Origin of the sequence: Streptomyces sp. MNU89 (genome assembly GCF_020982505.1) — a bacterium.
Classification (GTDB): Bacteria; Actinomycetota; Actinomycetes; order Streptomycetales; family Streptomycetaceae; genus Streptomyces; species Streptomyces xinghaiensis.
Genome location: NZ_JAJKLL010000001.1, coordinates 1,625,045 through 1,650,953 on the forward strand (window position 1 = coordinate 1,625,045; position 25,909 = coordinate 1,650,953).

Consider the following 25,909-nt stretch of genomic DNA (forward strand, 5'->3'; position numbering starts at 1 on the left):
GCCGTGTCCATGGATGCGTCAGGCTCGGACGCCCCCGGCGCCCGACGGCATGGGCAGTTCCGCCTCGACGAGGTCGGCGGCGCGGGCGGTACCGCCCTCACCGGCCACATCGGACCGTACGGTCGCGCAGCGCTCCCTGACCCCGGGGTCATCGGCGAGGGCGAGCACCAGGTCCCGCAGCCGGTCCGCCGTGACCTCCTCCTTGGGCAGATGCCGGCCCACGCCGAGCCCCTGCAGCATCTCGGCGTTCATCGTCTGGTCGGCCGCCTGCGGCACGGCGAGCATGGGGACTCCGCAGGCCAGCCCCTCCTGGGAGCTGCCCATCCCGGCGTGGGTGACGAAGACGTCGGCCTGCCGGAGAACGGCGAGCTGCGGGACCCAGCGGTGCACCTCGATGTTGGCCGGCACCTCGCCCAGCTCGGCCTCGTCGGTGAATCTGCCGATCTGCAGGACGACGTGCAGGCCCTCCAGGCCGCCGAACGCCTCGACGCACCGGCGGTAGAAGGCGGGCTCCTTGGTGAAGGCGGAGCCGAGCGAGATCAGCAGCACCTTCTCCGCGTCCGCCGGGCGCCGCCAGGTGCCCTGGTGGGACCGGTCCCCCAGGCAGGGGCCGGTGAAGGTGTACACGGAGCGGTCGACCCGGTGCGCCTCGGGCTGCATCGCGCTCGGGATCAGGGCGATGCAGCGCCGGGGCCGCCCGATGAGCCGGTCGGGATCGGTGTGCGTCATGCCGTGCTCGTCGAGCCAGGCGCGGTACCGCGCGAAGTAGGCCCTGCCGCGCGGCGTCTCCCGCACCGGCGCCCACATCTGCTCGGCCACCTCCTCATACCCCTCCCAGGCGACCATGCACGGGGAGAGCTGGACGGCGGGGACGCCCCAGCGGTGGGCGAGGACCGGCGCCGGGTAGGCCCCGATGTCGTGCAGGACCAGGTCGGGTTCGTCCCCCTCGTAGGCGGCGAGCTGCTGCGGCAGCGCCTGGATCGCGTCATCGAGGAACGGCTCCACGTTGTCCAGGAGTGACGTACCCCAGGCGTCCGGGTCCTCGTCGACGGGGAGGGTGGAGGTGTAGGGAAGCGGCTCGGCTCCGGCCCCGGCGACGAGGTCGGCGAAGGCGGGCGGAACGGCGTAGGTGACCCGGTGGCCGCGGGCGGCCAGTTCGCGGATGACCTCCAGGCTGGGGTTGACGTGGCCGTGGGCCGCGATGCTGAACATGGCGATATGGGCTGGTTCACGGTGCATGGACGCACACTCCTCGATCGGTGGGTACGGGGGCGGCCCGCAGGGGGGAAGGAACGGTGGACGGGCCGACGCCGGGGACGGCGGCCGCCGTTGCACGCGGACCGGGAGCGGCCCGGAGCACAGACTACGCGAGACGAGACGTATCGGTTAATCATTACGGCCGTCCGGACGAGGAGGAGCGTCCGGACGGCACCCCCGGGCAGGCCGGGGGCGCGCAGGCCGGGGCCGCACAGGCCGCAGCGTGCGGAAGACCGTGAGCCACTGCTCCGGTGTGACATACGCGACGACAACGGAACGGTCCAGCCGCGCGGCACGGAACGCGGCGTCGAGCGGCCCCGCCCGGTGGGCCCGGCGCAGCGACGCGTACAGCGATCCGCCCACGCCGGAGAAACCCAGATCCACCATGCGGTGGTAGTCGCCGAGGGCCGCGGACGGCAGCAGGGGCCGCTCGCGCCGCTCGATCCGGAGGATGCCCGAATCCACGCGGGGCACCGGCCGGAACTCCCGGCGGGAGATCCGTCCGAGCAGCCGCCACTCGTGGCAGGGCCAGGTCCGCACGGTCAGCAGGCTCCAGCGTCCGTAGTCACCCGTCCGCTTGCGGGCGTACTCGAGCTGGGTGACGAAGGTCGCCGAGGTGAGCGTGCGCGCTCGCAGCACCCAGTCCACGATTCCCGCGGTGCGGGAGTAGGGGATGTTCCCCGCGAGGGCGAACGGCTCCCGGGGGACGGGAGCTGCCAGGAAGTCGCCGCCGCTGATCCGCACATGGGCGTGGTGCGGGCCGCCGAACCGGTCGCGCAGTGCCGGCAGCAGACGGGGGTCGATCTCGTGGGCGACCAGCCGCCCGCAGTACGGGGCCAGCGCCTCGGTCAGGACGCCGCGCCCGGCGCCGACCTCCAGCAGCAGGCCGCCGGGGGCCGGCCGGGCCAGGCGTGCGACACGCTCGGCGACGGCCCGGCGGGCGAGGAAGTTCTGCGAGAGCTCGCGCCGGGCGCGGTCGGGACTGCGGCCGCCGTCGGGGCTGCCGGGGCTGCCGGGACTGCCGGAGCTGCGATCACGGTCACGGCCGGGGTCGCGGTCCGCACGGGTGCCGTACGGCGGGCGGGCGCGGGAGGTCTCCCGCGAGCGGGCAGGGTGGGGCGATCGGGATGCACGGGCCACGGCCGGTGTCCATTTCTCCGGAAGGTTCGGGGGACGGACGGCACGGGGCCCCGACCGGAGAAAGGGAACAGGCGGCGAAGGACGGCGGCACGGCGCGCGCGGACGCCGGACGTGCGGGCGTCGTTCAGGCGCGCGGCAAGTGCCGCGGTGGTACTGCCGGGGAAGAGATCAGCAGACGGAGGCCGCCGGGCCGGTCGGGGCACCGGGGCCGCGTCGCGGCCGACGCGTCATCGGGAACGCGGTACAGACGGCGGCGGGAACAGCGCGGCCCTGGGTGGTCGGGCCGCCGATACCCATACTCATGAGAACCACCTCTCGAGACGTGCCGCCAGGCGCGGAAGCGCGTGGACGCGGGCACGGAAAGCCGCCGTTGTCTTCTGCACCGGGAACGGTAGGCAGGGGCACGGCTCGCCCACAACTTCTTTTCCTCCGCTCCCGGTGCCCGGCGGAGCCGGTCCCTCCGGCAGGGCTGGGAGAATGTCCTCGCACGGTCGAACGACCGCACGACCGCGGAACGCGCAGCACACAGCGCACGGATGCACAACGCACAACGACACCATCAGCGGAGGCCACAGTGCCGGAGGCAGCAGCGGGAACGGGAGCCGGGACGGCCGTGTTCAGCGAGCACCGGGCACGGGAGGTGCTGGCGGCCGCCGGGCACCCCGGAGCGGCGGCCGACGCGCCACTGATCGCGTTCGGCGAGAACGCCGTCCTGGCGCTCGGCGACGAGGGCCCGGTCGTCAAGATCGGCCGCAGCCCCGAACTGCTCGGCCGCGCCCGCCGCGAGCTGGGCATCGCCCACTGGCTCGCCGAGCAGAACCTGCCCTCCGTGCGGCCCGCCGAGCCCGAGGCGCGACTCGTGGACGGGCACCCGGTGACGTACTGGTACCGGCTGCCGGCGGCCGTCCGGCCGGCCCGCGCCGCCGACCTCGCGGAACTGCTGAAAATGGTGCACGCCCTGCCGGATCCCCCCTTCGCCCTGCCCCGCCGGGAACTGCTGGGCGGCGTCGAGCGCTGGCTGCGTCTCGCCGGTGACGCGATCGACCCGGCCGACGCCGCTTATCTGCGGGAGCGCCGCGACCGGTTCGCGGAGACCGCGGCCGGGCTGGTGCCCCGGCTGACACCCGGCCCGATCCACGGCGACGCGCTCCCCCGCAATGTCCACATCGGCCCGGACGGCCCCGTGCTCGTCGATCTGGAGACCTTCTCCCACGATCTGCGCGAGCACGACCTGGTGGTGATGGCCCTCTCCCGGGACCGGTACGGCCTCCCGGCCGAGGAGTACACGGCCTTCACCCGCGGCTACGGCTGGGATGTGCGGGAGTGGGACGGCTGCGCCCTGCTGCGCGGCGCCCGGGAGACGGCCAGCTGCGCCTGGGTCGCCCAGAGCGCCCCGGGCAACCCGGCGGCACTGGCGGAGTTCCGCCGCCGGGTTGCCTCACTGCGCGACGGCGACTCCGAGGTCCGCTGGCACCCGTTCTGACCGCGACGGCCGGGCGGACGGGCGGACAGGCAGTGATCACCGCGCCGGACAGCCGAACGGCTCCGGCCGCTCGGCCGCCCGGACCGGTACTCACCGCACGCCGGGCGGGCCCGACGCGCCGGACGGACCGGTGCGTCAGCCCCCCGCGCCCCCGGCCTCGGCGCCGCCTCCCGGCACCGGGCCGCCCACGCGCTCCCGCTGGGCGGGGATCAGCGGCCAGGCCCGCTCCACATACGCCCGCGGATCGGACGTCCGGCGCAGATAGCGCTGGAAGGAGGCCGCCTGGTCCGCCGCCGCCCGTATCTGGAGGTCGTGGAGCGCCGCCGGTTCCAGTGAGCCGACCGAGGCGTGCCGCCGGCCGATGCACGCGGCGACACCGGCGGCCGCGAAGGCGTCCGCCCCGGCGTCGTGAGCCCCCGTCAGCGGGATGTCGTAGTGCTCGCAGAGGGCCTGCAGGGTCCGCTTCCCCTTGCGGTAGCGGTCCACGTGCTTGTCCAGGACGAGAGGGTCGATCACCGGGCCCGGTTCCCGGCCGAGCCGGGCCGCGAGCGGGGCGATGCCGTGCCGCCGGCACTCCCGGTCCAGCAGGGAGAGGTCGTAGCGGGCGTTCATGACCGCCAACGGCCGCCCGGAGCACAGCACTTCGGCGACGGCTGTCACGATCTCCGCCACGCCGGCGGCCGCCGGAAGGCCGTCCCGCACGGCGCGCTCGGTGGTGATGCCGTGGATCGCGGCGGCCTCCCCGGGCACCGGGATGCCCGGGTCGAGCAGCCAGGTCCGTACGGAACCGGCCCGGCCGTCCGGCGTCAGCTCCGCGAGCGCGGCCGTCACGATGCGGTCCGTCTCGATGTCGGTGCCCGTCGTCTCCAGGTCGAACCCGATCAGCGCTTCCCGGTGCCACCCCATGACGGCTCTCCTTCTGTTGTGCGTCCCCCGATGGGCTCCACTCTCCCACCGGCCACTGACAGCGCGCTGGTTGGCGCCGGGTGCCGGACCGCCGGCCGCGGGCCGGCCGGGGACGCGGCCGCCGGCCCGGCCGGCCCGGAGTTCAGGACACCGGCCGGGAGTCGGCCCACGCGCTCTCGAACTCCTCGCGGTAGGTGTCGAAAAGCCCCGCTTCCCGCTCCTTCCCGCCGTCCTCCCGCAGCGTCTGCCGCCGCCCGCCCCGCAGCACGAACACGGGCGCCTCCATCCCCCGCGCGCGGCGCAGATAGGGCTGCACCACCGCCAGGCCGTCCGAGCCGTCGCCGTTGACGAGGTAGGCGGTGAAGCGCGGGGTCTCGTCGAAGACGTTGATCTGGAAGGCCCCGGTGTCCCGCAGCCTCGCCCGCACCCGCCGCATGTGGAGGATGTTCATCTCGACGGAGCGGCTCAGCTCGTTCTTCTTCAGGCCGAGTTCGCGCTCGCGGCGGCGCACGGCGCTGCTGGCCGGGTTGAGGAAGAGCAGCCGGGTGCGGCATCCGGCCTCGGCGAGCCGGACGAGCCGCCGCCCGGAGTAGTTCTGCACCAGCAGGTTGAGGCCGATGCCGATTCCGTCGAGCCGGCGGGCACCGCCGAAGAGGTCCTCGGCGGGCAGCTGCCGCTGGAGCCGGACCCGGTCCGGGTGGACGCCGACGACGTCCGCGTAGCGGTCGCCGACCAGGTCCTCCACGGCGTCGACGGGCAGCCGGTCGGAGGACGGCGCGCCGGCCCCGGTGCCGAGGATGCGGAGCAGCCGGGCGGAGGCCCGCTCGGCCTGCGCCAGGACGGCCTCGGACAGGGCCCGGTTGCGGGAGACGACGTTGCGCGCCACCTCCAGCTCGTCCAGGGCGAGTTCGAGATCGCGGCGGTCGTCGAGATAGGGCTCGAAGCACGGCCAGTGCTGCACCATCAGCTCGCGCAGCTGCGGCAGGGTCAGAAAGCTGAGGACGTTGTCGTCGGCCGGGTCGAGCAGATAGCCCTTCCGCCGGCTGACCTCGCGGACGGCGACGGCGCGCTGCACCCATTCGTGCCCCGCGGGCCCGGCGGCGGCCACCACCCACTCGTCGCCGTGCACCGGTTCGTAGATCGGCCGGAGGACCGCGGCGACGACCGCGCGCAGCCGCTGCTCGACGAGATTCAGCCATATGTAGGCCCGTCCGGCCCGGCGGGCGCGTGTCCGCACCTCGTTCCAGGCGTCGGGGCCCCAGTCCAGCTCCGCACCGATCTCCATCGGCCGGGCCAGGGACACCGCGCCGGGAGGGACGTCCGTGGCGCCGCCGTCCTGACCACTGTCACCAGGTGGCAGCTCCAACCCGCCCGAGCTCACCTGTGCACCGCCTTCCGCCCCCGGGTCTTCGATCACCGGAGCCTACTGCGTGCGCGGGAGCCGGTGCACCCGGAACCCCGGCGGGAACCGTGAGGGATCGATGACGGACCGCCATCCCCGGAGGACAACGGCGCGTCATTGCCCCCACTTGCCCAGCTGTCCTGGTTTTCCCCTGTAAAACAGCATAGGGAGCAGAAGGCCCCGGCCGGAGGATGAGGAGAAACCGTAGGAGGATGCTCCCTTTTCACGAGAGATCTGACGAAAGCGCCCCGGCGCGCCGCTGGTTGGGCGAGGATTCCTGTCCTGCCGGGGCCATCCCGTCCCGCGGAGCCCGGATCAGGAGTGGAAGAGTCGACATCATGCAGGTCTGGCCCGGACAGGCGTATCCTCTCGGCGCGACGTACGACGGCGCCGGCACCAACTTCGCGGTCTTCTCGGAAACCGCACGGAGAATCGAGTTGTGCCTGCTGCACGACGACGGTTCGGAGACGGCGGTGGAGCTCCGCGAGTCCGACGCCTTCGTGCGGCACGCCTATCTGCCGGGCATCATGCCGGGTCAGCGGTACGGCTTCCGGGTCCACGGCCCGTACGATCCCGGCCGCGGCCACCGCTGCAACTCGGCCAAACTTCTGCTCGATCCGTATGCCAAGGCGATGAGCGGCAGCATCGACTGGAACGAGGCGGTCTACGGCTACCACTTCGGCAAGCCGCACGAGCGGAACGATCTCGACTCGGCACCGCACACGATGGCGTCGGTCGTGATCAACCCCTACTTCGACTGGGGCGACGACCGGCCGCCGCGCACGGACTACCACCGCACCGTGCTCTACGAGGCCCACGTCAAGGGCCTGACGATGACGCACCCGGCGCTGCCGGAGGAGATGCGCGGCACCTACGCCGGGCTGGCGCACCCCGCGATCATCGAGCATCTGACCGAGCTCGGGGTGACGGCCCTCGAACTGATGCCCGTACATCAGTTCGTCCACGACCACCGGCTGGTCGATGTCGGGCTCGCCAACTACTGGGGCTACAACACCATCGGTTTCTTCGCCCCGCACAACGCCTACGCCTCCTGGGGCGACCGGGGCCAGCAGGTGCTGGAGTTCAAGTCGGCGGTGCGGGCGCTCCACCAGGCCGGGATCGAGGTGATCCTCGACGTGGTCTACAACCACACGGCCGAGGGCAACCATCTGGGCCCGACGCTGTCCTTCCGCGGCCTGGACAACGCCTCCTACTACCGGCTGACCGAGGACCCGACCTACTACATGGACACCACGGGCACCGGCAACTCCCTGCTGATGCGCAGCCCGCACGTGCTTCAGCTGATCATGGACTCGCTGCGCTACTGGGTGACCGAGATGCGGGTGGACGGCTTCCGCTTCGATCTCGCCGCGACCCTGGCCCGCCAGTTCCACGAGGTGGACCGGCTGTCCTCGTTCTTCGACCTGGTCCAGCAGGACCCGGTCGTCAGCCAGGTGAAACTGATCGCCGAGCCCTGGGACGTCGGCGAGGGCGGCTACCAGGTCGGCAACTTCCCGCCGCTGTGGACCGAGTGGAACGGCATGTACCGCGACACCGTCCGCGATATGTGGCGGGGCGAGCCGCGCACCCTGGCGGAGTTCGCCTCCCGCCTCACCGGCTCCTCCGACCTCTACCAGGACGACGGCCGGCGGCCGCTCGCCTCGGTCAACTTCGTCACCTGCCACGACGGTTTCACCCTGCGCGACCTGGTCAGTTACGACCGCAAGCACAACGAGGCCAATGGCGAGGGCAACCGGGACGGCGAGTCGCACAACCGGTCCTGGAACTGCGGGGCGGAGGGGCCGACCGACGACCCGGGGGTGCTGGCCCTGCGCTCCCGGCAGCAGCGGAACTTCATCGCCACCCTGATGCTCTCCCAGGGCGTCCCGATGCTCAGCCACGGTGACGAGTTCGGGCGCACCCAGCACGGCAACAACAACGCCTACTGCCAGGACAACGCGCTGGCCTGGGTGCACTGGCCCACGCACGACGGCGGGGACGGGGCGGGGCCGGGGACGAGGCCGCCGGCGGCCGGACGGGCGGCGGGCGCGGCGGCGGGCGCGGCCGGGGCGGGGAACGCGGCGGCCGCGCCGGCGCCCCGTCGAGGAGGGCACCGACCGGGAGCTGCTGGAGTTCACCCGTTCGATGGTGTGGCTGCGACGCGACCACCCCGTGTTCCGGCGGCGCCGCTTCTTCCACGGCCGGCCGGTCGAGGGCACCCACGACGAGCTCTCCGACATCGCCTGGTTCACCCCGGACGGCGAGGAGATGACCCAGCGGGACTGGCAGGCGGCGCACGCGAAGTCCCTCACCGTCTTCCTCAACGGCAGCGCGATCTCCGAGCCGGGCCCGCGCGGCGAGCGGATCCGGGACGACTCCTTCCTGCTGCTGTTCAACGCCGGGGACACGGCCCTCGACTTCACCGTCCCCGTCAACCACGGGCGGCAGTGGCAGGTCATCGTCGACACGGCGCTCCCGCGCGGGGTGGAGCCGGGCAGCGGGCGCAGGGTCAAGGCCGGGGACCGGCTCACCCTGATCGACCGCAGCCTGACCGTGCTCCAGCGCCCGGCCTGAGCCCTCCGGCTCCCGAACCTCCGGCTTCGGGATCTCCGGCTCTCCGGTCACGCCCTCGGGAGACCCGCCGGACCCGGTCTCCCCGCCGCCCCGCTGCCGCGGAAGATCCGCGCCGCCGCCTCCCCTCACCCGGACGGCGCAACGGGACGGGGTGGTCCGGGGTGGCCCGGATGCGCCGTTCAGCAGGCACGGGAGGCGTCCGTCCGGGTACATCCTTCCCATGACCTCCGAGCCGCTCGCGCCGTCCCCGGAACCGTCCGCCGCAGCGCAGGACGGCGGGAACGCCACACCGGGCGCCATACCCGGCGCCGTACCGACCGCGACCTACCGGCTGCAGATCCAGCCGGACTTCCCCTTCTCCGCGGCCGAGGCCGCCGTGCCCCACCTCGCCGCGCTCGGCGTCTCCCATCTGCATCTGTCGCCCGTGCTGGAGGCCGTGCCGGGCTCCGGTCACGGCTACGACGTGGTGGACCACTCCGCCGTGCGGGCCGAGCTGGGCGGCGAGGCGGGGCTGAGGCGGCTGGCGGCCACCGCGCGGGCCCACGGACTGGGCATCGTCCTGGACATCGTGCCGAACCACATGGCCGTCCCCGTGCCGGAGCGGCTGAACCGGGCGCTGTGGAGCGTGCTGCGGGACGGCCCCGGCTCACCGTACGCGCGCTGGTTCGACATCGACTGGGAGGCCGGGGCCCCGAACGCCCCCGGCGCGCACCGGGGGCGGATACTCCTGCCGGTCCTCGGCGGCCGGCTGGAGCGGGAACTGCGGCACTTCCGTCTCGAACGGGAGGACGAGGCGGAGGGCGGGGAGGAGGGCCGAGCGGGCAGTGGGGCGGCTGCCGGGGAGGACACCGGGTATGTGCTGCGCTACTTCGATCACGTGTTCCCCGTCCGGCCGGGTACGGAGCGGCTGCCGCTGCCCGAACTGGTGGCCGCCCAGTGGTACCGGCCGGCCTGGTGGCGGCTGGCCCGCACGGAGCTGAACTACCGGCGGTTCTTCACCATTTCGGGACTGATCGGGTTGCGGGTCCAGGACCCGGCCGTGTTCGACGCCACCCATGCGACGGTGCTGCGGCTGCTGCGCGACGGTGTCGTCCAGGGCCTGCGCGTCGACCACCCGGACGGGCTGGCCGATCCGGAGGGCTATCTGCGGCGGCTCCGGGACGCCGGCGGCGGCTGCTGGACCGTGGTGGAGAAGATCCTGACCGGCGAGGAGGAGCTGCCGGGGAGCTGGCCCGTCGCCGGCACCACCGGCTACGACGCGCTGCGCCGGGCCGACGGCCTGTTCACCGACCCCGCGGGCGCCCGCGAACTCGACGCGCTGCACCGGGAGTTCACCGGCGCCCCCGCCGACCGGGGCGGTGCGTGGGAGGCGACGGCCGCGCGGACCGCGCACGAGGTGGTGGAGCACGACCTGGCCGCCGAGGTGTCGGCGCTGACCCGCACGGCCGTCCGGATCTGCGGGACGGCGCCCGTACCGCCCGACCACGCCCCCTGGGCTCTGCGCACCGCGATCCGCGAACTCCTGCTGCGCGTCCCGGTCTACCGCCCCTACACCGCCCCGGGGAAGGCCGTGCCGGAGCGGGACGCGGCGATGCTGCGCGAGGCCGCCGAGGGGGCGCGTGCCGCCTTCGCCGTACCGGAGGAGGCCGGCGCGGTGGACCTGGTGCGCGATCTGGTGCTCGGCACCGCCGGTGACTCCCCCGCCCACCGGGAGTTCTGTGCGCGCTTCGCCCAGACCTCCTCCGCGCTGCGCGCCAAGTCGGCCGAGGACACCGCCTTCTACCGGTACACGCCGCTTCTGTCGGCCGCGGAGGTGGGCGGCGAGCCGGGCCGGCCGGGCGTCTCCCCGGAGGAGTTCCACGCGTTCTGCGCGCGGCTCCAGCGCGACTGGCCGGAGACGGGAACCGTGCTGTCCACGCACGACACCAAGCGCAGTGCGGACGTCCGGGCGCGGATCGCGCTGCTCTCGGAGTCGCCCCTGGAGTGGGCGGAGCTGGTGGAGCGGCTGACCAAGGAGACGGCGCGTGCGAGCGGCGCCGGGGTGCCGGACGCCCATCTGGCCTGGACCGCCTGGCAGACGGCTTTCGGGCTCGGCTACGGCCTGTCCGGGCCGCTGCCGGCGGAGCGGCTCGTCCCGGCCGTCCTCAAGGCCGCGCGGGAAGCGGGGCTGCGGACCACCTGGACCGAGCCGGACGCGGCCTACGAGGACGCCGTACGGGCGTTCACGGAGGCGGGCCCGTGCGGGCCGCCGCATCCAGCGGCCGTGGCCTTCGCCCGCGCGCTGGGCGCACACGCCCGCGCGAACGTCCTCGGCGCGGCTCTCGTCCATCTGACGATGCCGGGGGTTCCCGACATCTATCAGGGCACCGAACGGGAGTTCAGGGCCCTGGTCGACCCGGACAACCGGCCGCCGTTCCGGGCCCGCCCGGAGGAACTCGCGGGACTCGACGAGGGGCGGCCGCCGCAGAGCCTGTCGGAGGAGAAGCTGCGGCTCACGGCCGCCGCCCTCCGGCTGCGCCGCGAGCACCCGGACTGGTTCGGCCGTGCGGGCTCGTACCAGCCGCTGGCGGCGGAAGGTCCCGCGGCGGAGCACTGTGCGGCCTTCGGCCGCTCCGGCCGGGCGGTCACGGTCGTGACCCGGCTCTCCCGGCTGCTGGACCACTCCGGCGGCTGGCGGGACACCGCGCTGCGGCTGCCCCCGGGACGCTGGCGGGACCGGCTGACCGGGGCCGAGGCGGAGGGCTCCTCGGCCCTGGCCGAGCTGCTGGAACGGTGGCCGGTGGCCCTGCTGGTCCGCGTCTGAGGGGCGGCCGGGGCCCGTCAGCGGGAGGCGAGGCGGAAGCTCAGGCGGCCGAAGCCGACCTGGTCGCCGGGGTGCACGACGGCCGTGTCCGTCACCCGGCGGCCGTTGACGCAGGTGCCGTTGGCGGAGCCCAGGTCGCGCAGGATCCAGATCCCGCCGTGCGACACCAGTTCGGCGTGGAAGCGGGAGACGGTCTCGTCGCCGAGCCGCAGTCCGTTGGTCGGTTCCCGGCCGATCCGCAGCGGGCGGGGGCCCGGCTCCGGGAGCAGCAGCCGGGGCAGGCGCTCGGTCTGCCAGGCCCGGCGCAGCCGCACGGTGAAGGAGGAGACGGCCGCCACCGAGTCGAACACCGCCCGGGACCACCGGCTTTCGTCGGGGAGGTCCGCCGTGAGGGCGCGCAGGTCGTCCTGGGCGCGGGCCGCGAGGGCGAGTTCCATGCGGCGCAGGAAGGTGTCCTGGGACAGCCGGCCCTCGGCGGCGCCTTCCCGGAGCCGGCTGATCGCCCGGTCCCGGTCGGCGTCCGACACCCGGGCGGGACCGCGCGGGACCGGGCCCGGCCGGGGCTGGAGCTCGTGGGACGACGTCACGGGCCCGATTCTCCGGTCACGGGCCCTGACATGTCCAGTGCGCTGTGTACCAGGACCGTACCGGCCGTCCGCGGGATCACTCCCGGTCCGGGGCGGCGATGCCGTGGAAGGCCAGGGAGAGGAGCAGCCGCACCTGGGCGGGGGCGTCCTCGCAGCGCCGCTCCGCCCAGTCGCGCAGGGCGGCCTCGTAGGCCCGTCCCACATGGGCGGCGAGGAGCGGGGCGGGCACGTCGGCGCGGAGCACGCCCGCGCCGGCCGCCTCGGTGAGCATGCTCTCCACCGTGTCGAGCACCGGCGGCCGCGCGCCCTCGCCGAGCAGCGCGGCGTGGCGGATGGGCAGGGTGTAGACGAAGCGGGCCAGCACCTCGTCCCCCAGCATCCGTTCCGCCGTCGCGACGAGCAGTTCCTCCACCCGCTCCAGCGTGCGTTCGGCGCCGCCCGGCGGTACGGGGACGGGCTCGCGGCCGAGGAGCCGGGCGAACAGTTCGGCGAGGATCTCCTCGCGCTCGGAGAAGTACTTGTAGAAGGTGGCCCGGGAGATTCCCGCCTCGGTGGCGATGTCCTCGACCCTGACCCCGATGTATCCGCGCTCGGAGAACAGCCGCAGCGCCGTCTCCACCACCAGATCCCGGGCCTTCTCCCGCCGCTCGGCCCTGGGGCTGCCGAATCCGGGTGGCCGTACGGTCATCGTTCCTCCTGTCGCGCCGGTCGCGCCGCCGGGGCGGGTGCGGTCGGGGGCCCGTGCCGGCCGTGCTCGCCCCCGATCTTCCTCGGCGGCCCACTCCTTGCGCAACGCCGGTCCTGCGGGCCCGTGCCGCGCCCCACCCCGGCCGGGTCCCCGCTTCTCTCCTCAGACGCATGTTTGGCATCTGCGTAGACATGTGTCTACCCTTGCGTCAAGGCACGTGTCGCGGAGTGAGCCCGGAGTGGGCCCGGCCCGCGCGCCCCGACCCATGGAGGCCGTCTTGCTCTCTGCCCTGGCTCGTTTCTCGGTGCGGCACCGATGGCTGGTGATCGCCCTCTGGCTGCTGGCGGTGGCCGGCGCCGGCCTCTCCGCCCGCGCGGCGGGCGGAGAGTTCTCCAACGACCTCACGCTCAGCGACTCCGACTCCCAGGCCGCCTACGACACCCTCCGCGAGCGCTACCCGGACATGTCCGGGGACGGGATGCAGGTGGTGATCCACAGCGGCGGGGACGTGTCCTCGCCGGAGGTGAAGGCCGCCGTCGCGGACGCCCTCACGGCGGTACGCGGCTCGGAGGACGTGGCGGCGGCGCGGTCACCGTACGGCCCGGGCCCGGCCATGGTCTCGGCGGACGGGCACACCGCGATGGCCACCGTGCAGTTCGAGGGGCGCGCCAAGGACGTGCCCGAGGAGTCGGTGGAGGCCGCGCAGGAGGCGTTCGCGCCGGTACGGGACGCGGGCGCACAGGTCGATTTCGGCGGTGCCGTGCTCCAGGCCGAGAGCGGCCCGTCCGGCAGCGAGGCGATCGGCCTGGCCGCGGCGGTGCTGGTGCTGCTGGTGGCCTTCGGCTCGGTCTTCGCCATGGTCGTGCCGCTGGTGACGGCGCTGTTCGCGCTCGCCCTGGGGCTGTCGGCCGTCCACCTGGCCGCCGGTCTCACCACCATCGGCACCTCCGGCCCCGTGGTCGCGGCCATGATCGGGCTCGGGGTGGGCATCGACTACGCCCTGCTGGTCGTGACCCGCCACCGGGAGGCCCTGCACGCCGGGCACGCCCCCGCGGACTCGATCCCGCTCGCACTGGCCACCGCCGGGCGGTCGGTGCTGGTGGCGGGGGCCACGGTGATCGTGGCCATCCTCAGCCTCTATCTGATCGGCATACCCTTCGTGTCGGCGCTCGGCCTGGCCAGCGCCCTCACGGTGGCGGCCACCCTGCTGGCCGCCGTCACGCTGCTGCCGGCGCTGCTGGCGGTCTTCGGGCACCGGCTGGACCGGTTCCGCGTCCGGCGGCTCCGCTTCGACCACGGCAGCGGCCGGGTGAGCGGCTGGCACCGCTGGACCGGCCACGTCCAGCGCCACCCCTGGCCGTACCTGCTGGCCTCGGCCGTCACGCTCGTCGCCCTGGCCCTCCCCCTGTTCTCGCTGCGCCTCGGCACGGCCGACGGCGGATCGGCCCCCGAGGACACCACCGAGCGCCGCGCCTACGAACTGGTCGCGGAGGACTTCGGCCCCGGCTGGACGGGCCCCCTGGTCGTCACCGCGGACTTCGGCGAGGACGGGTCCCGGGCGGAGGTGAAGCAGCGGGCCGCGGATCTCCGCACCGAACTGGCGGGCACGGAAGGGGTGGACGAGGTGCGCCCGCCGCGGCTCGACGGGAGCGGGACGACCGCCCTCTACACCGTCGTCCCCGAGGGCTCCCCGGACGAGGAGTCCACCGAGGAGCTGGTGCACCGGCTGCGGGACGACGTGCTGCCCGGCGCCGTGGCGGACACGGAGGGCGGCGAGGCGCACGTCGGCGGCTCCACCGCCACCGCCATCGACCTCGCCGACCGGCTCGGCCGGGAGATGGCCTGGTTCATGACCTTCGTCGTGGGACTGAGCTTCCTGCTGCTGATGGTCGAATTCCGTTCCCTGGTCGTGCCGTTGAAGGCCGCGGTGATGAACCTGCTCTCCGTGGGGGCGGCCTACGGCGTCGTGGTCGCCGTCTTCCAGTGGGGCTGGGGCGCCGGTCTGCTCGGGGCCGAGCCGGGGCCGGTGGAGTCCTTCGCCCCGATCATGCTCTTCGCGGTGCTCTTCGGGCTCTCGATGGACTACGAGGTCTTCCTGCTCAGCCGGGTCCGCGAGGAGTACCTCCGCACTGGGGACACCGGGGGATCCGTCCGGGACGGCATCGCCGCCACCGCCCGGGTCATCACGGCCGCCGCGTCCGTCATGGTCGTGGTCTTCGGCAGCTTCCAGCTCAACGACCAGCGGGTCGTCAATCTCTTCGGCTTCGGCCTGGCCGTCGCCATCGCGATCGACGCCACCCTCGTCCGGCTGGTTCTCGTCCCGTCCGTGATGGCGGTGCTGGGCCGGGCCGCCTGGTGGATGCCGCGCCCGCTGCTCCGGCTGCTGCCGCGGCTGCCCGGCGAGGCGGCGGCCGGGGGCGGCCGGACGGCCGCCGTGCCCGGGAGCGGCCCGGCCGGTGACGGCACACGGGGCGACGGGCCGCGGCGCGACGGCGGGGCCACGGCCGGGCGGCCCCACGAGCGCGACCCCGAGGACGGACGGGTGCCCGGGACACGCTCATGACGGACGGGAAGCGGGCCGGGGGCTCCCCCGCCCGGCCCGCTTCCCGTCCGCTCCACCCCTCGCCGTGCCACGGCACCGGGGGCCCCGCCGGTCCGCAGGACCGGTCCACACTCCACGACGGAAGGCAGGACAACCCCGTGACCGGACACCCCATGCCCCTCGACGACGGCCCTGAGCACGACGACCGCGCCACCTCCGCTGCCACCCCCGCTGCCGCCGCCTCCGGCGCCGGAACGGCGGGGCGGCGGAACGACGCCGATGTGGACGTCCTCATCGTGGGTGCCGGCCCCACGGGACTGACCGCCGCCTGCGAGGCCCGGCGCCACGGCCTCACGGCACGGATCGTCGACCGCGCGACGGGCCGCTCGGGCTTCTCCAAGGCGCTGGTCGTCCACGCCCGGACCATGGAGGTCTTCGAGACCATGGGGGTGGCCGACCGCGTCCGGGCCGCGGGCGCCCGGTTCGCGGCCCTCAACGTGAACACCCGGCACCGCGCCCCCGTCCGCGTCGATCTGCTCGGTCTCCCGTGGGGCGACACCGCCTACCCCTTCTGGCTGTCGGTCCCCCAGTACGCCACCGAGCACATCCTCGAATCGCACCTCACCGCCGGGGGCGGTGAGGTCGAGTGGGGCGTCGCGCTCAAAGATCTCCGCGACGACGACGACGGCGGCGGCGGCTCGGCCGAGGCGATGCTGGAGCACGGGGACGGCCGCCGCGAGACGGTCCGCGCCCGGTGGGTGATCGGCTGCGACGGCGGCCGCAGCCGGGTCCGGGAAGCGGCCGGGCTGCGGCTCGACCGCTCGGACGCCGGGGCGGTCTTCGTCCTGGCCGACGTCCTGACCACCGCGGACCTCACCGAGGACGAGGGGCACGTCTTCCTCGGCCCCGAGGGGCTGCTGCTGATCGTCCCCATGCCGGAGCCCCGCCGCTGGCGCGTCATCGCGCACGTTCCGGAGGTCCGCGAGGAAGAACGTCTCACCCTCGACGCGCCCTTCCTGGACGAGCTGATCCGCAGCCGTGCCGGAATCGCGTTCGGCAGCCACGGGGTGACCTGGCAATCGCGGTTCGCCCTCAGCCACGGCCTGGTGGACCACTACCGCCGGGGCCGGGTCTTCCTCGCCGGCGACGCCGCGCACATCCACAGCCCGGTCGGCGGCCAGGGACTCAACACCGGTGTGCAGGACGCCCACAACCTGCTGTGGAAGCTGGCCGCCGCCCGGCGCACCGAACCGGCCCGGGCCGAGGCCCTGCTCGACAGCTACGAGGCCGAACGGCGGCCGGTGGCCCGGGCCATGGTGCGCGGCACCGCCCGCGCGACCAGAGCGCTCACCACCCGAACGGGCATGACGCGCGCCCTCCTGGGCACGGTCGCGCCCACCCTGCTCGGCCGCCGCCCCGTGCAGGCCCGCCTCGGCCGCGGTGTCGGCATGCTGGACATCGGCTACCCGGACGGCGGCCCGGCCGCGGGCCGGACCGGGCGGGGAGTCCGCACCGCGGCGGGCCGCCGGCTGCCCAACCCCGTGCTGCGCGACGGCGGCGGACGGCTCCACCAGCGGCTGGCCCCCCTCGGCTTCACCTGGGTGGTCCGGGCGCGTCCCGGCGAGACGTGGCCGGCCGGCGACGACCGGGCGTGGGCGGGGATACCGGTGGTCTTCCTCTCCGAGGAGGAGTGGGCGGGGCTCTCCCGGCCGGGAACGGCGGCACCCGTCATACTCGTCCGACCCGACCGGTACATCGCGGGCGCGGGCAGCACAGCGGCCTCCGTCCTGTCGGCGGTGGGACCGGGCATGCTTCCGGGCACCGCCCCGCGCCGTCCCGGGCGCCTCACCGGCTGACGGCCCGCACGGGGCCGCGCGCCCGGTGGCGGATCCGGTGACGGACCCGGTGGCGGACCCGGACGAGGACGGACGGCGGAGGCCGGAGCGGACCCCGGGCCCGGGCCCGGGAACGGCGCGCCTCCCGCGGAAAGGCGTTCGACAACCCCGACCACCGCCGCTATGTTCACCGTTGACGCCCAACGACCAGCCGGAGAGGAGGCGAGAGCCGTGCACATCACCGCCATGCCACGCTCCCGCCCCGTCCGACGGGCGTCCCACGGCTGAGCCGACCGCCGTCCGGGAGCGTGCACCCCGCTTTCCGGAAGGACCCCATGACCGAGCTGGTCTTCCGCGCGCTCACCGAGAGCGACGCACATCTGTTCACCTCCCTCTCCCACCCCGACACCGGCCTCGTCGGCCGCGCGCTGCTGGGGCACGCCCACCGCCCCGTCCACGAGGACGGCGAGTACCGCCCCGACTGGACCCGGGTCGCGCTGCGCGACGGCCGCGTCGTGGCGCGCGCCGCCTGGTGGGGAGCTCCCGGCGACACGGAGCCGGTGCTGCTCAACTGGTTCGACTTCGCCGAGGGCGAGGACGAGGCGGCCGCCGAACTCCTGCGCACCTCACCGCTGCGGACCGAGTACGAACTGATGCTCCCCACCGGCTGGCGCGAGCTGCCGCGGGTGCGCGCCGCCGCCGAACGGCGGCTCGGCGCGGCGCGCGCCGCCGGGCTGCGGCCCCTCGTCGAACGCTTCCGCTACACGTGGACGCCCGGCTGCGGTCTGCCGGAGCGGCCGGGCCGGCTGCGCTTCCGCGCCGAGCCGGACGACGCCGTGTTCCTGGACGCCCTGCGCCGGATCGCGGAGGGCAGCCTCGACGCCCACACCCGGAACACCGCGGCCCGGCACGGTGCCGAGGCGGCGGCCCGGGAGGATCTGGACTTCTTCCACTGGTGCCCGTCACCCCGCGAGTGGTGGCAGCTGGCCCACGCCCCGGACGGCACCCTGGCCGGGGTGCACATCCCCGCCCACAACCCGAGCGGTCCCTGCGTGGGCTTCATCGGGGTGCTGCCGGAGCACCGGGGGAACGGCTACGCGTACGAACTGCTGGCCGAGTGCACGCACAAGCTGGCCGCCGAGGGCGCGGATTGGATCGCCGCCGCCACCGACCAGGGCAACTTCCCCATGGCCGCGGCCTTCGCCAGGGCGGGCTATCCCATCACGCAGGAGCGGATCTGCCTCGTGCCGCCGCCCGCGGACGGCTGACGGGGCGGACGGCCCCGCGACCCGGGGGCTGTCACCCCGGACGCCGTCCCCGGCCCGCAAGGCCGGGGGCGGCGTCCTGCTGCGCCCCCGCCCCCGATCGCGGAGCATGGAGGCCCGGCCGTTCCCGGCCGGGGGGCGCGCCGGCGCGCGGCCCCGACGCGAGCACCGGCAGGAGGAACATCCGTGGACTTCGAGGTGTGGGCACCGCGGGCCGGTACCGTCGCGCTGCACGTGGAGGACGGCGACGGTGCGGTCACCGCCATGGAGCACGATCCCGTCCGCCCCGGCTGGTGGCGGGCGGAGGCACCGGCCGCGGACGGCACGCGCTACGGCTTCGCCCTGGACGGCGGCCCCATCCGCCCGACCCGCGCGCCCCGCGCCTCCCCGACGGCCCCGGCGGCACGGGCGCCGTCGTGGACCACGAGCTGTTCGACTGGCGGCATCCCTGGTACGGGCGGCCGCTGCCCGGAGCCGTGCTGTACGAGCTGCACATCGGCACGTTCACGCCCGAGGGAACCTTCGGCGCGGCCGCCCGGCGGCTGGGCCATCTGGCCGATCTGGGCATCACCCACGTCGAACTGATGCCCGTCTGCCCGTTCCCCGGTACGCACGGCTGGGGCTACGACGGTGTGGCGCCCTGGGCGGTGCACGAACCGTACGGCGGGCCCGACGGGCTCAAGCGGTTCATCGACGCGGCGCACGGGCACGGGCTCGGCGTCGTCCTGGACGTGGTCCACAACCACCTCGGCCCCTCCGGCAACCATCTCCCGGAATTCGGCCCGTACTTCACGGAGCGCCACCACACCCCCTGGGGCGCGGCCGTCAATCTGGACGCCCCCGGCTCCGACGAGGTCCGGGCGTACCTCACCGGCAGCGCCCTGGCCTGGCTGCGCGACTACCGCGCCGACGGCCTGCGGCTCGACGCCGTGCACGCCCTGCGCGACGACCGGGCCCGCCACTTCCTCACCGAGCTCTCCGCGGCCGTGGACGCGCTGGCCGCGCGGACCGGGCGGCCGCTCTTCCTGATCGCCGAGTCCGACGTCAACGACCCGCGCACCACCACACCCCGCGCGGCGGGCGGCCACGGCGTCCACGCCCAGTGGAACGACGACTTCCACCATGCCCTGCACACCGCGCTCACCGGCGAACACCAGGGCTACTACGCCGACTTCGCCGAGGACCCGCTGCACGCCGTCGCCAAGACGCTCACCGGCGGCTTCTTCCACGACGGCGGCTGGTCCAGCTTCCGGGAGCGTTCGCACGGCGCCGCGCTCGACCCGCGCACCACCCCGGCGCACCGGCTGCTGGCCTACGCTCAGACACACGACCAGATCGGCAACCGCGCCCTCGGCGACCGGCTCGCCGCCGGCCTCTCCCCCGGTCTGCTGGCCTGCGCGGCCGCGCTCGTCCTCACCTCGCCGTACACGCCGATGCTGTTCATGGGCGAGGAGTGGGGCGCCCGCACACCCTGGCAGTACTTCACCGACCACCCGGACCCGGAGCTGGCGGAGGCCGTACGGCGCGGCCGGCGGCGGGAGTTCGCCTCGCACGGCTGGGCGGAGGAGGACATCCCCGACCCGCAGGACCCGGCCACCCGGGCGCGCAGTTGCCTGGACTGGAGCGAGCCGGATCGCGACCCGCACGCCCGGCTGCTCGCCTGGCACCGCGAGCTGATCGCCCTGCGCCGCGCCCTGCCGGAGCCGGCCGCCGGCCCCGGCCTGGACGGGACGCGGGTCTCCTACGACCGCGGGGAACGCTGGCTGTGCGTCGCCCGGGGCGCGCTGCGCACCGTGGTGAACCTGTCCGCCGGCCGCGAGGCCCGCGTGCCCGCGGAGGCCCCGCACGCCCGGGTGCTGGCGGCGTGGGGCGACTGCGGGGCCCCGGGCGCCGACGGGGTGGTCCGGCTCCCCCCGGAGTCGGCGGCGGTGCTGGCCGTGCCGTGACGGCGCGCGGCGGCCCGGCACGGTCCCACGGCCCCGGGACGGGACGCCGGCACGCGCCGCTGCGGCCGTCCGCCCGCCACTGCCGGACGGCCGCCCGGCCGGCGACCGGAAGCCGGTCGGTCCGGCGGCGGTCCGCTCCGGCGCCGGCGCTCAGCTCACGGCCGCGGTCTGCATCCGATCCCGGTAGTCCCGCGCCACGGCCATCAGCTCGTCGAGTGCGTCCCGGGTCCGCAGGAGATCGTCGATGTGCCGGGAGAGCCGGGCGCGTTCCTGTGCCATCCGTTCCAGCGCGGCGTCGGAGTTGCGCTCGCTGGGTGCGTCGACGCACGGCAGCAGTTCGGCGATGGTGCGGCTGGACAGACCCGCCGTGTAGAGCCGCTGGAGGAAGCGCACCCGTTCGACGTCGTCGTCCGTGTAGGTCCGCTGCCCGCCGGCGCTGCGGCTGCTCGTCAGCAGCCCCTGTTCCTCGTAGTAGCGCAGCGACCGGACGCTGACGCCGGCCCGCGCCGCGAGCTCCCCGATCCGCACGGCGGCCTCCCGATGTGATCCGCGGCCGGGACCACGGCGTGATCCACGACACAGCACTTGCCTCTGACGTCGGTGTCAGGTTTTAGCGTAGCCCCGTGCCCGGGTACCGGGCGACGCGCATGGCGGAGGAGAGCACCATGACCACCCTGTTCAGCAGTTACCGGCTCGGCGGCCTGACGCTGCCCAACCGGGTCGTGATGGCCCCGATGACCCGGGTGCGGGCCGCCGCCGGCGGGCTGGCCACCCCCTCGATGGCGGCGTACTACGCGCAGCGGGCCACGGCCGGGCTGATCGTGTCGGAGGGCGTGCAGCCCAGTGTCGTCGGGCAGTCCAACCCGGGCACGCCCGGACTGCACACCGATGAACAGGTGGCGTCCTGGCGGCAGGTGACCGACGCCGTGCACGTCAGCGGCGGCCGCATCTTCGCCCAGCTCATGCACGGCGGCCGGGTGTCGCACCCGGCGACCACCGGTCTCCAGCCCGTCGGTCCCTCGGCCGTACCGGCCACCGGCAACGTCTTCACGCCGTCCGGACCGCAGCCCGCTCCGGTGCCCCGGGCGCTGACGGCGGACGAGGTGCCCGAACACGCCCGGTCCTACGCCGACGCGGCCCGCCGCGCCGTGGACGCGGGGTTCGACGGGGTCGAACTGCACGGCGCCAACGGCTACTTGATCTCCCAGTTCCTCTCCTCCAACGCCAATCTGCGCACCGACCGCTACGGCGGCGGCATCGCCGGCCGGATCCGGTTCGCCGTCGAGGCGGCCGCCGCCACCGCCGACGCCGTGGGACCGGCCAGGACGGGCATCCGCCTCTCACCGGGCGGTGGCTTCTGGGGTGTCGAGGAGACCGACGCCGCCGAGCTCAACACCGCACTGCTGACCGAACTGGCCCGCCTCGGCCTGGCCTACGTGCACCTGGAGGCCACCGCCGGGGAGGAGGTGCTCAGGGAGCTGCGCAAGACATGGCCCGGCACCCTGATCATGAACCCGACCCTGCCGATGGGCCCCCGGCAGACCGGCCCCGCCGAGGCCCGTCACTGGCTGGGTCCGGGTGCCGACCTCATCAGCTTCGGCCGCGGCTTCATCGCCAACCCCGACCTGGTCGAACGCCTCCGCGCGGACCTGCCTCTGGCCCCCGTGGACGAGTCCACGTACTACACGGGCGGCGACGCGGGCTACCTCACCTACCCGGCGTACCAGTACGGGGCCGTCGATCCCGTCTCCGTTCCCGCGTGAGGCGCGCGGAGTGCCGGGGAGCCGTGGCCGCTCCCCGCGGGCGCGCGGGCCTCACTCCGGCAAAAGGCTCAGCCGGCTGTCGGCCCCGTCGGGGCCGGGGGCGAGGATCCCGTGGTCCGTGTGGACGCGGGAGACGCAGGCCGTGCCGGTGAGGTCGCCGGGCGAGGGCCCGGGGCCGGTGGCACAGCCACGGCACAGCCTGCCGCGATGGCCGGTGTCAGCCCTCGTCCGGGGCCAGGCGGAGCGAGACGGAGTTGATGCAGTACCGCTGGTCCGTGGGCGTCGGGTAGCCCTCGCCCTCGAAGACGTGGCCGAGGTGGGAGCCGCAGCGGGCGCAGCGGACCTCGGTGCGGACCATGCCGTGCGAGCGGTCCTCGACCAGTTCGACGGCGTCGGATTCCTTGGGGTCGTAGAAGGACGGCCAGCCGCAGTGCGACTCGAACTTGGTGTCGGACCGGAAGAGTTCGGCGCCGCAGGCCCGGCAGGAGTAGACACCGGCGGTCTTGGTGTCGGTGTACTCACCGGTGTACGCGGGTTCGGTGCCCGCCTTGCGGAGCACGGCGTACTCGTCCGGGGACAGCTCCGCGCGCCACTGCTCGTCCGTCTTGTCGATCTCGTACGGCATCTGCGGTCCTCTCCTCGTGCGTACCTGCGTCCGTGCGTGTGTGCGGCTCCGGGCCGGGCGGCGGCTCAGCTCCCCAGCCGGGCCAGGATCCGCGGGCCCAGCTCGGTGACGTCGCCCGCGCCCATGGTGAGAACCAGGTCGCCGGGCCGGGCCATTCCCGCGATCAGTTCCGGCACCGCCTCCATGGTGTGCTCGGCCCGGACGTCGGCGCCCTTCGCGGTGGCCGCGTCGATGATCAGGGCGCTGGTGACGCCGGGGACCGGGTCCTCGCGGGCGGGGTAGATGTCCAGGACGACGGAGGAGTCGGCGAGGGTCAGCGCCTCGCCCATCTCGATGCCCAGCTCCTGGGTGCGGCTGAAGAGATGCGGCTGGAAGACGACGAGGACCCGGCCGTCACCGGCGCTGCCGCGGATGGCCTCCAGGTCGGCGGCGATCTCGGTGGGGTGGTGCGCGTAGGAGTCGATGACCTGCACGCCGTTCACGGTGCCCTGGAGCTGGAGGCGGCGCTTGACGCCGGTGTACGAGCCGAGGGCCGAGGCGAGGTTGTGCACGGGCAGGCCGAGCGCGGTGCCGGCGACCAGGGCGGCGACGGCGTTGCCCGCGTAGTGGCGGCCGGGGACGGAGACGGTGAAGGTGATCACGCGGCCGTCGAAGACCACGGTGACCTCGCTGGTCAGCCCGCGCGGTTTGATGGTGACGATGCGGACGTCGGCGTCCTCGGCCTCGCCGTAGGTGACGATCCGGAGGTCCCGGCCCGGGGTCCCGCCCGCGGTGACCCGCGCGGTGAGCTCCCGGGCGCCCGGCTGGTCGGCGGAGATCACGAGGGTGCCGCCGGGGCGGACGCGGTCGGCGAAGGTCTGGAAGGACTCGTAGATCTCTTCCATGGAGGCGTAGTTGGCGTGGTGGTCCAGCTCCACGTTGAGCACGACGGCCACCTCGGGCGCGTACTTGTGGAAGCTGCGGTCGCTCTCGTCCGCCTCGGCCACGAAGATCTCACCGTTGCCGTGCAGCGCGTTGGAGCCGGGCGCGTCCAGGTCGCCGCCGATGGCGTACGAGGGCTCGCGGCCGAGAGTGGTCAGGGCGACGGCCAGCATGGAGGTGGTGGTGGTCTTGCCGTGGGTGCCGGCGACGGCGATCGGCCGCAGCCCCTCCATCAGCGCGGCGAGTGCGTCGGAGCGGTGGATCACGGGGATGCCGCGTTCGGCGGCCGCCGCAAGCTCCGGGTTGTCGGCGCGGATGGCACTGGAGACGATGACGCAGCTCGCGTCGGCGGCCAGATGCTCCGCCGCGTGGCCGATGTGCACGGTGGCGCCGAGCCCGCGCAGCGCCTCGGCGGTCGCCGAGTCCCGGGAGTCGCTGCCCGCCACGCGCGCCCCGCGCATGGCGAGGATCTTGGCGATTCCCGACATGCCCGCACCGCCGATGCCGATGAGGTGCGGGCGGTCCATCGCGGACGGGACGGCGGGTGCCATGCGGGTATCTCCTGGGGTCGCTGCGGGCCGGCGGGCCCGGAGGGCTGAGCGGCCTCAGCCTATTCGGTGTGGGCGTAGAGCTTGAGCACCGGGACGCCGACCTTGTGCCGGGCGCGGGAGGTCCAGTCGCGGTGGAAGAACTCCTCGACGAGGTGCGGTGCCGTCAGCACGATGACCTCGTCGGCGTGTGTCTGTTCGACGACGCTCTTCAGCAGGTCGAGCGGGTGTTCCTCGACGATCTGCCCGACCGCCTCGGCGCCGGCCGCCCGCAGCGACTCCAGGGAGTGGGCGAGGGCGCGCTCCGCCGGGCCGGCCGCCTCCTCGCCCTCGGGCTCGTCCGCCTCGCGGATCGCCTCCCCCAGTTCGCCGAGGGCCACGTCGTCGAGGGCTCTGAGCAGCCGGTCCTGATCGCCGTGGGGCTGCATCAGCACGACGAACGCGACGGGTTCGTCCCCGTGGAGCGTGGTGACGAGCTCCACGTCGGCGGGCACCAGCGGCTTCTCGATCATGAGTACGGAGGTGAACACGGCGAGCGCCCTTCTTCCTCTCGGGCCCGGGAGCCCTACAGAAAACCATCCTGCCCCGCGCTCGCTCGCACGGGGTCCGTCCAGCCAAGCCTGCCGCCCGACGGGTCAAGCGGAACGATATCTTCCGGGAGTTGACCGGCTCCCGGCTTCCCCGTCCGGGCGTTCACCCCGGGTCCCTGCGGTAACGGGTGAAGAGGAACCCGTCCTCCTCCAGGACCGAGGCGAGAGCGAATCGTTCCGGCACGGTGATCGCCGGGCCCTCCATGATGCGGGGCGCCGCTCCGGCGGTGACCACCGGGGCCAGAGTGAAGCACAGCTCGTCCAGCACGCCGGTCACGGCGAACTGGCCGAGCAGCCGCGGGCCGCCCTCCGTGAGCTGGCGGGTCAGCCCCCGCTCCGCGAGCAGCCGCACGACCGCCGCCGGCTCGACGCCCTCACCGGGCCCCGCGGTGAGCACCTCCGCACCCGCGTCACGGGCGCGCCGGACCCGTTCGGGGCGCTCCGCGACGGCCGCCTCGCCGGTGAGGACGAGCGTGGGGACGGCCGGCTCCGTGAACAGCGGCAGGGAGTAGTCCAGGTCCAGGCTCGCGCTCACCACGGCGATCACCGGGGCGGGCGGCTGGCCCAGGGCGGCCCGGCGGGCCGCGAACGCCTGGCGGGCGCGGGCCGGGCGGTACCCCTCCTTGCGCACGGTCTCCGCTCCGGCGATCACGACGTCCGCCAGGCCGCGCAGCACTCCGAAGAGGCGCATGTCGGCCGGGCAGGAGAGCGGCTGGGACCGTCCGTCGTGGTACGCGGCGCCGTCGAGGGAGGCGACCATGTTGCCCCGCAGCCAGGGCCGCGCGCCGTCCTCCGGATAGGCGTAGGCGTCGGCCAGTTCGCCGAGGTCCCACTCGCGCTCGACGAGCAGGTCCGGGGCCGCGGACTCGGCGGTCAGGGGGAACAGACGTCGCATGGTCAGCAGTCTGTCACGCGCCCCGGCGGAGCATTCCGGGGCGCGCGAAGCGCGCCCGCCACCGCCGGAAGCCCCGCCCCGGGGCCGCGCCGGACCGGCCCGCCGGACGGCTGCCCCGGCGGCCGGTGTGCGCGGGATC

At 74.5% G+C, this 25,909-nt stretch carries 16 protein-coding genes and 3 pseudogenes; 8 read left to right on the forward strand and 11 right to left on the reverse strand.

Annotated elements, in window-relative coordinates; all coding sequences use genetic code 11:
• Positions 1-18 precede the first annotated feature (18 nt).
• Entirely contained in the window at positions 19-1,239 is a 1,221-nt protein-coding gene (locus E4N63_RS06920) for a macrolide family glycosyltransferase (RefSeq protein ID WP_230240227.1), read from the reverse strand.
• A gap of 237 nt (positions 1,240-1,476) precedes the next feature.
• Positions 1,477-2,397: pseudogene (gene erm / locus E4N63_RS06925) on the reverse strand (ErmE/ErmH/ErmO/ErmR family 23S rRNA (adenine(2058)-N(6))-methyltransferase); the annotation flags it as partial.
• Positions 2,398-2,971: 574 nt separating this feature from the next.
• Between erm and E4N63_RS06930 the strand changes: the two are divergent.
• Positions 2,972-3,880 carry an aminoglycoside phosphotransferase family protein gene (locus tag E4N63_RS06930; protein ID WP_228430182.1) on the forward strand — a complete coding sequence of 303 codons (909 nt, stop codon included), beginning with the start codon at positions 2,972-2,974 and terminating at the stop codon, positions 3,878-3,880.
• Between the two features lie 135 nt (positions 3,881-4,015).
• Here E4N63_RS06930 and E4N63_RS06935 read toward each other — a convergent pair whose 3' ends face one another.
• Both E4N63_RS06935 and E4N63_RS06940 read right to left on the reverse strand, forming a co-directional pair.
• Positions 4,016-4,786, reverse strand: coding sequence for an exonuclease domain-containing protein (locus E4N63_RS06935; protein WP_230240229.1), 771 nt, complete (start codon positions 4,784-4,786; stop codon positions 4,016-4,018).
• A 142-nt stretch (positions 4,787-4,928) separates the two neighbouring features.
• Positions 4,929-6,167, reverse strand: coding sequence for an SAV2148 family HEPN domain-containing protein (locus tag E4N63_RS06940; RefSeq protein WP_039823468.1), 1,239 nt, complete (start codon positions 6,165-6,167; stop codon positions 4,929-4,931).
• Positions 6,168-6,526: 359 nt separating this feature from the next.
• Here E4N63_RS06940 and glgX point away from each other — a divergent pair.
• Both glgX and treY read left to right on the forward strand, forming a co-directional pair.
• A pseudogene (glgX, locus tag E4N63_RS06945) lies at positions 6,527-8,762 on the forward strand (glycogen debranching protein GlgX).
• A gap of 220 nt (positions 8,763-8,982) precedes the next feature.
• Complete coding sequence (treY, locus tag E4N63_RS06950; protein WP_230240230.1) at positions 8,983-11,565, forward strand: malto-oligosyltrehalose synthase; 2,583 nt, start codon at positions 8,983-8,985, stop codon at positions 11,563-11,565.
• Positions 11,566-11,582: 17 nt separating this feature from the next.
• Here the strand turns inward: treY and E4N63_RS06955 are convergent, their stop codons facing one another.
• Positions 11,583-12,152: a DUF1707 and FHA domain-containing protein gene (locus E4N63_RS06955; RefSeq protein ID WP_230240231.1), complete on the reverse strand. Its 570-nt coding sequence runs from the start codon at positions 12,150-12,152 to the stop codon at positions 11,583-11,585.
• 76 nt (positions 12,153-12,228) lie between these two features.
• A complete protein-coding gene (locus E4N63_RS06960; protein ID WP_125622535.1) occupies positions 12,229-12,840 on the reverse strand; it encodes a TetR/AcrR family transcriptional regulator in 612 nt (203 codons plus the stop codon).
• Positions 12,841-13,117: 277 nt separating this feature from the next.
• Between E4N63_RS06960 and E4N63_RS06965 the strand changes: the two genes are divergently transcribed.
• The 4 genes and pseudogenes from E4N63_RS06965 to treZ all read left to right on the forward strand — a co-directional run bounded on the left by E4N63_RS06965 (position 13,118) and on the right by treZ (position 20,428).
• Entirely contained in the window at positions 13,118-15,403 is a 2,286-nt protein-coding gene (locus tag E4N63_RS06965) for an MMPL family transporter (protein WP_230240232.1), read from the forward strand.
• Positions 15,404-15,540: 137 nt separating this feature from the next.
• Complete coding sequence (locus tag E4N63_RS06970) at positions 15,541-17,238, forward strand: FAD-dependent monooxygenase (protein WP_230240233.1); 1,698 nt, start codon at positions 15,541-15,543, stop codon at positions 17,236-17,238.
• 314 nt (positions 17,239-17,552) lie between these two features.
• Positions 17,553-18,485, forward strand: coding sequence for a GNAT family N-acetyltransferase (locus E4N63_RS06975; protein ID WP_230240234.1), 933 nt, complete (start codon positions 17,553-17,555; stop codon positions 18,483-18,485).
• Positions 18,486-18,668: 183 nt separating this feature from the next.
• Positions 18,669-20,428 (forward strand): annotated as a pseudogene (treZ, locus tag E4N63_RS06980) (malto-oligosyltrehalose trehalohydrolase).
• Positions 20,429-20,578: 150 nt separating this feature from the next.
• Here the strand turns inward: treZ and E4N63_RS06985 are convergent.
• Positions 20,579-20,956, reverse strand: a complete 378-nt coding sequence (locus E4N63_RS06985; protein ID WP_125622525.1) for a MerR family transcriptional regulator — start codon at positions 20,954-20,956, stop codon at positions 20,579-20,581.
• A 137-nt stretch (positions 20,957-21,093) separates the two neighbouring features.
• On the opposite strand from E4N63_RS06985, the gene E4N63_RS06990 reads away from it, so the two are divergent.
• The gene (locus E4N63_RS06990) at positions 21,094-22,191 is read left to right on the forward strand and encodes an alkene reductase (protein ID WP_125622523.1); all 1,098 of its coding nucleotides are present in this window, start codon (positions 21,094-21,096) and stop codon (positions 22,189-22,191) included.
• Positions 22,192-22,408: 217 nt separating this feature from the next.
• Here the strand turns inward: E4N63_RS06990 and msrB are convergent, their stop codons facing one another.
• From msrB to E4N63_RS07010, 4 genes are all read right to left on the reverse strand, one after another.
• A complete protein-coding gene (gene msrB / locus E4N63_RS06995; protein WP_125622521.1) occupies positions 22,409-22,816 on the reverse strand; it encodes a peptide-methionine (R)-S-oxide reductase MsrB in 408 nt (135 codons plus the stop codon).
• A 65-nt stretch (positions 22,817-22,881) separates the two neighbouring features.
• Complete coding sequence (gene murC / locus E4N63_RS07000; RefSeq protein WP_125622519.1) at positions 22,882-24,288, reverse strand: UDP-N-acetylmuramate--L-alanine ligase; 1,407 nt, start codon at positions 24,286-24,288, stop codon at positions 22,882-22,884.
• A gap of 59 nt (positions 24,289-24,347) precedes the next feature.
• Complete coding sequence (locus E4N63_RS07005) at positions 24,348-24,815, reverse strand: hypothetical protein (protein ID WP_030544360.1); 468 nt, start codon at positions 24,813-24,815, stop codon at positions 24,348-24,350.
• Positions 24,816-24,978: 163 nt separating this feature from the next.
• The gene (locus E4N63_RS07010; RefSeq protein WP_230240235.1) at positions 24,979-25,770 is read right to left on the reverse strand and encodes a pyrimidine reductase family protein; all 792 of its coding nucleotides are present in this window, start codon (positions 25,768-25,770) and stop codon (positions 24,979-24,981) included.
• Positions 25,771-25,909: the final 139 nt, after the last annotated feature.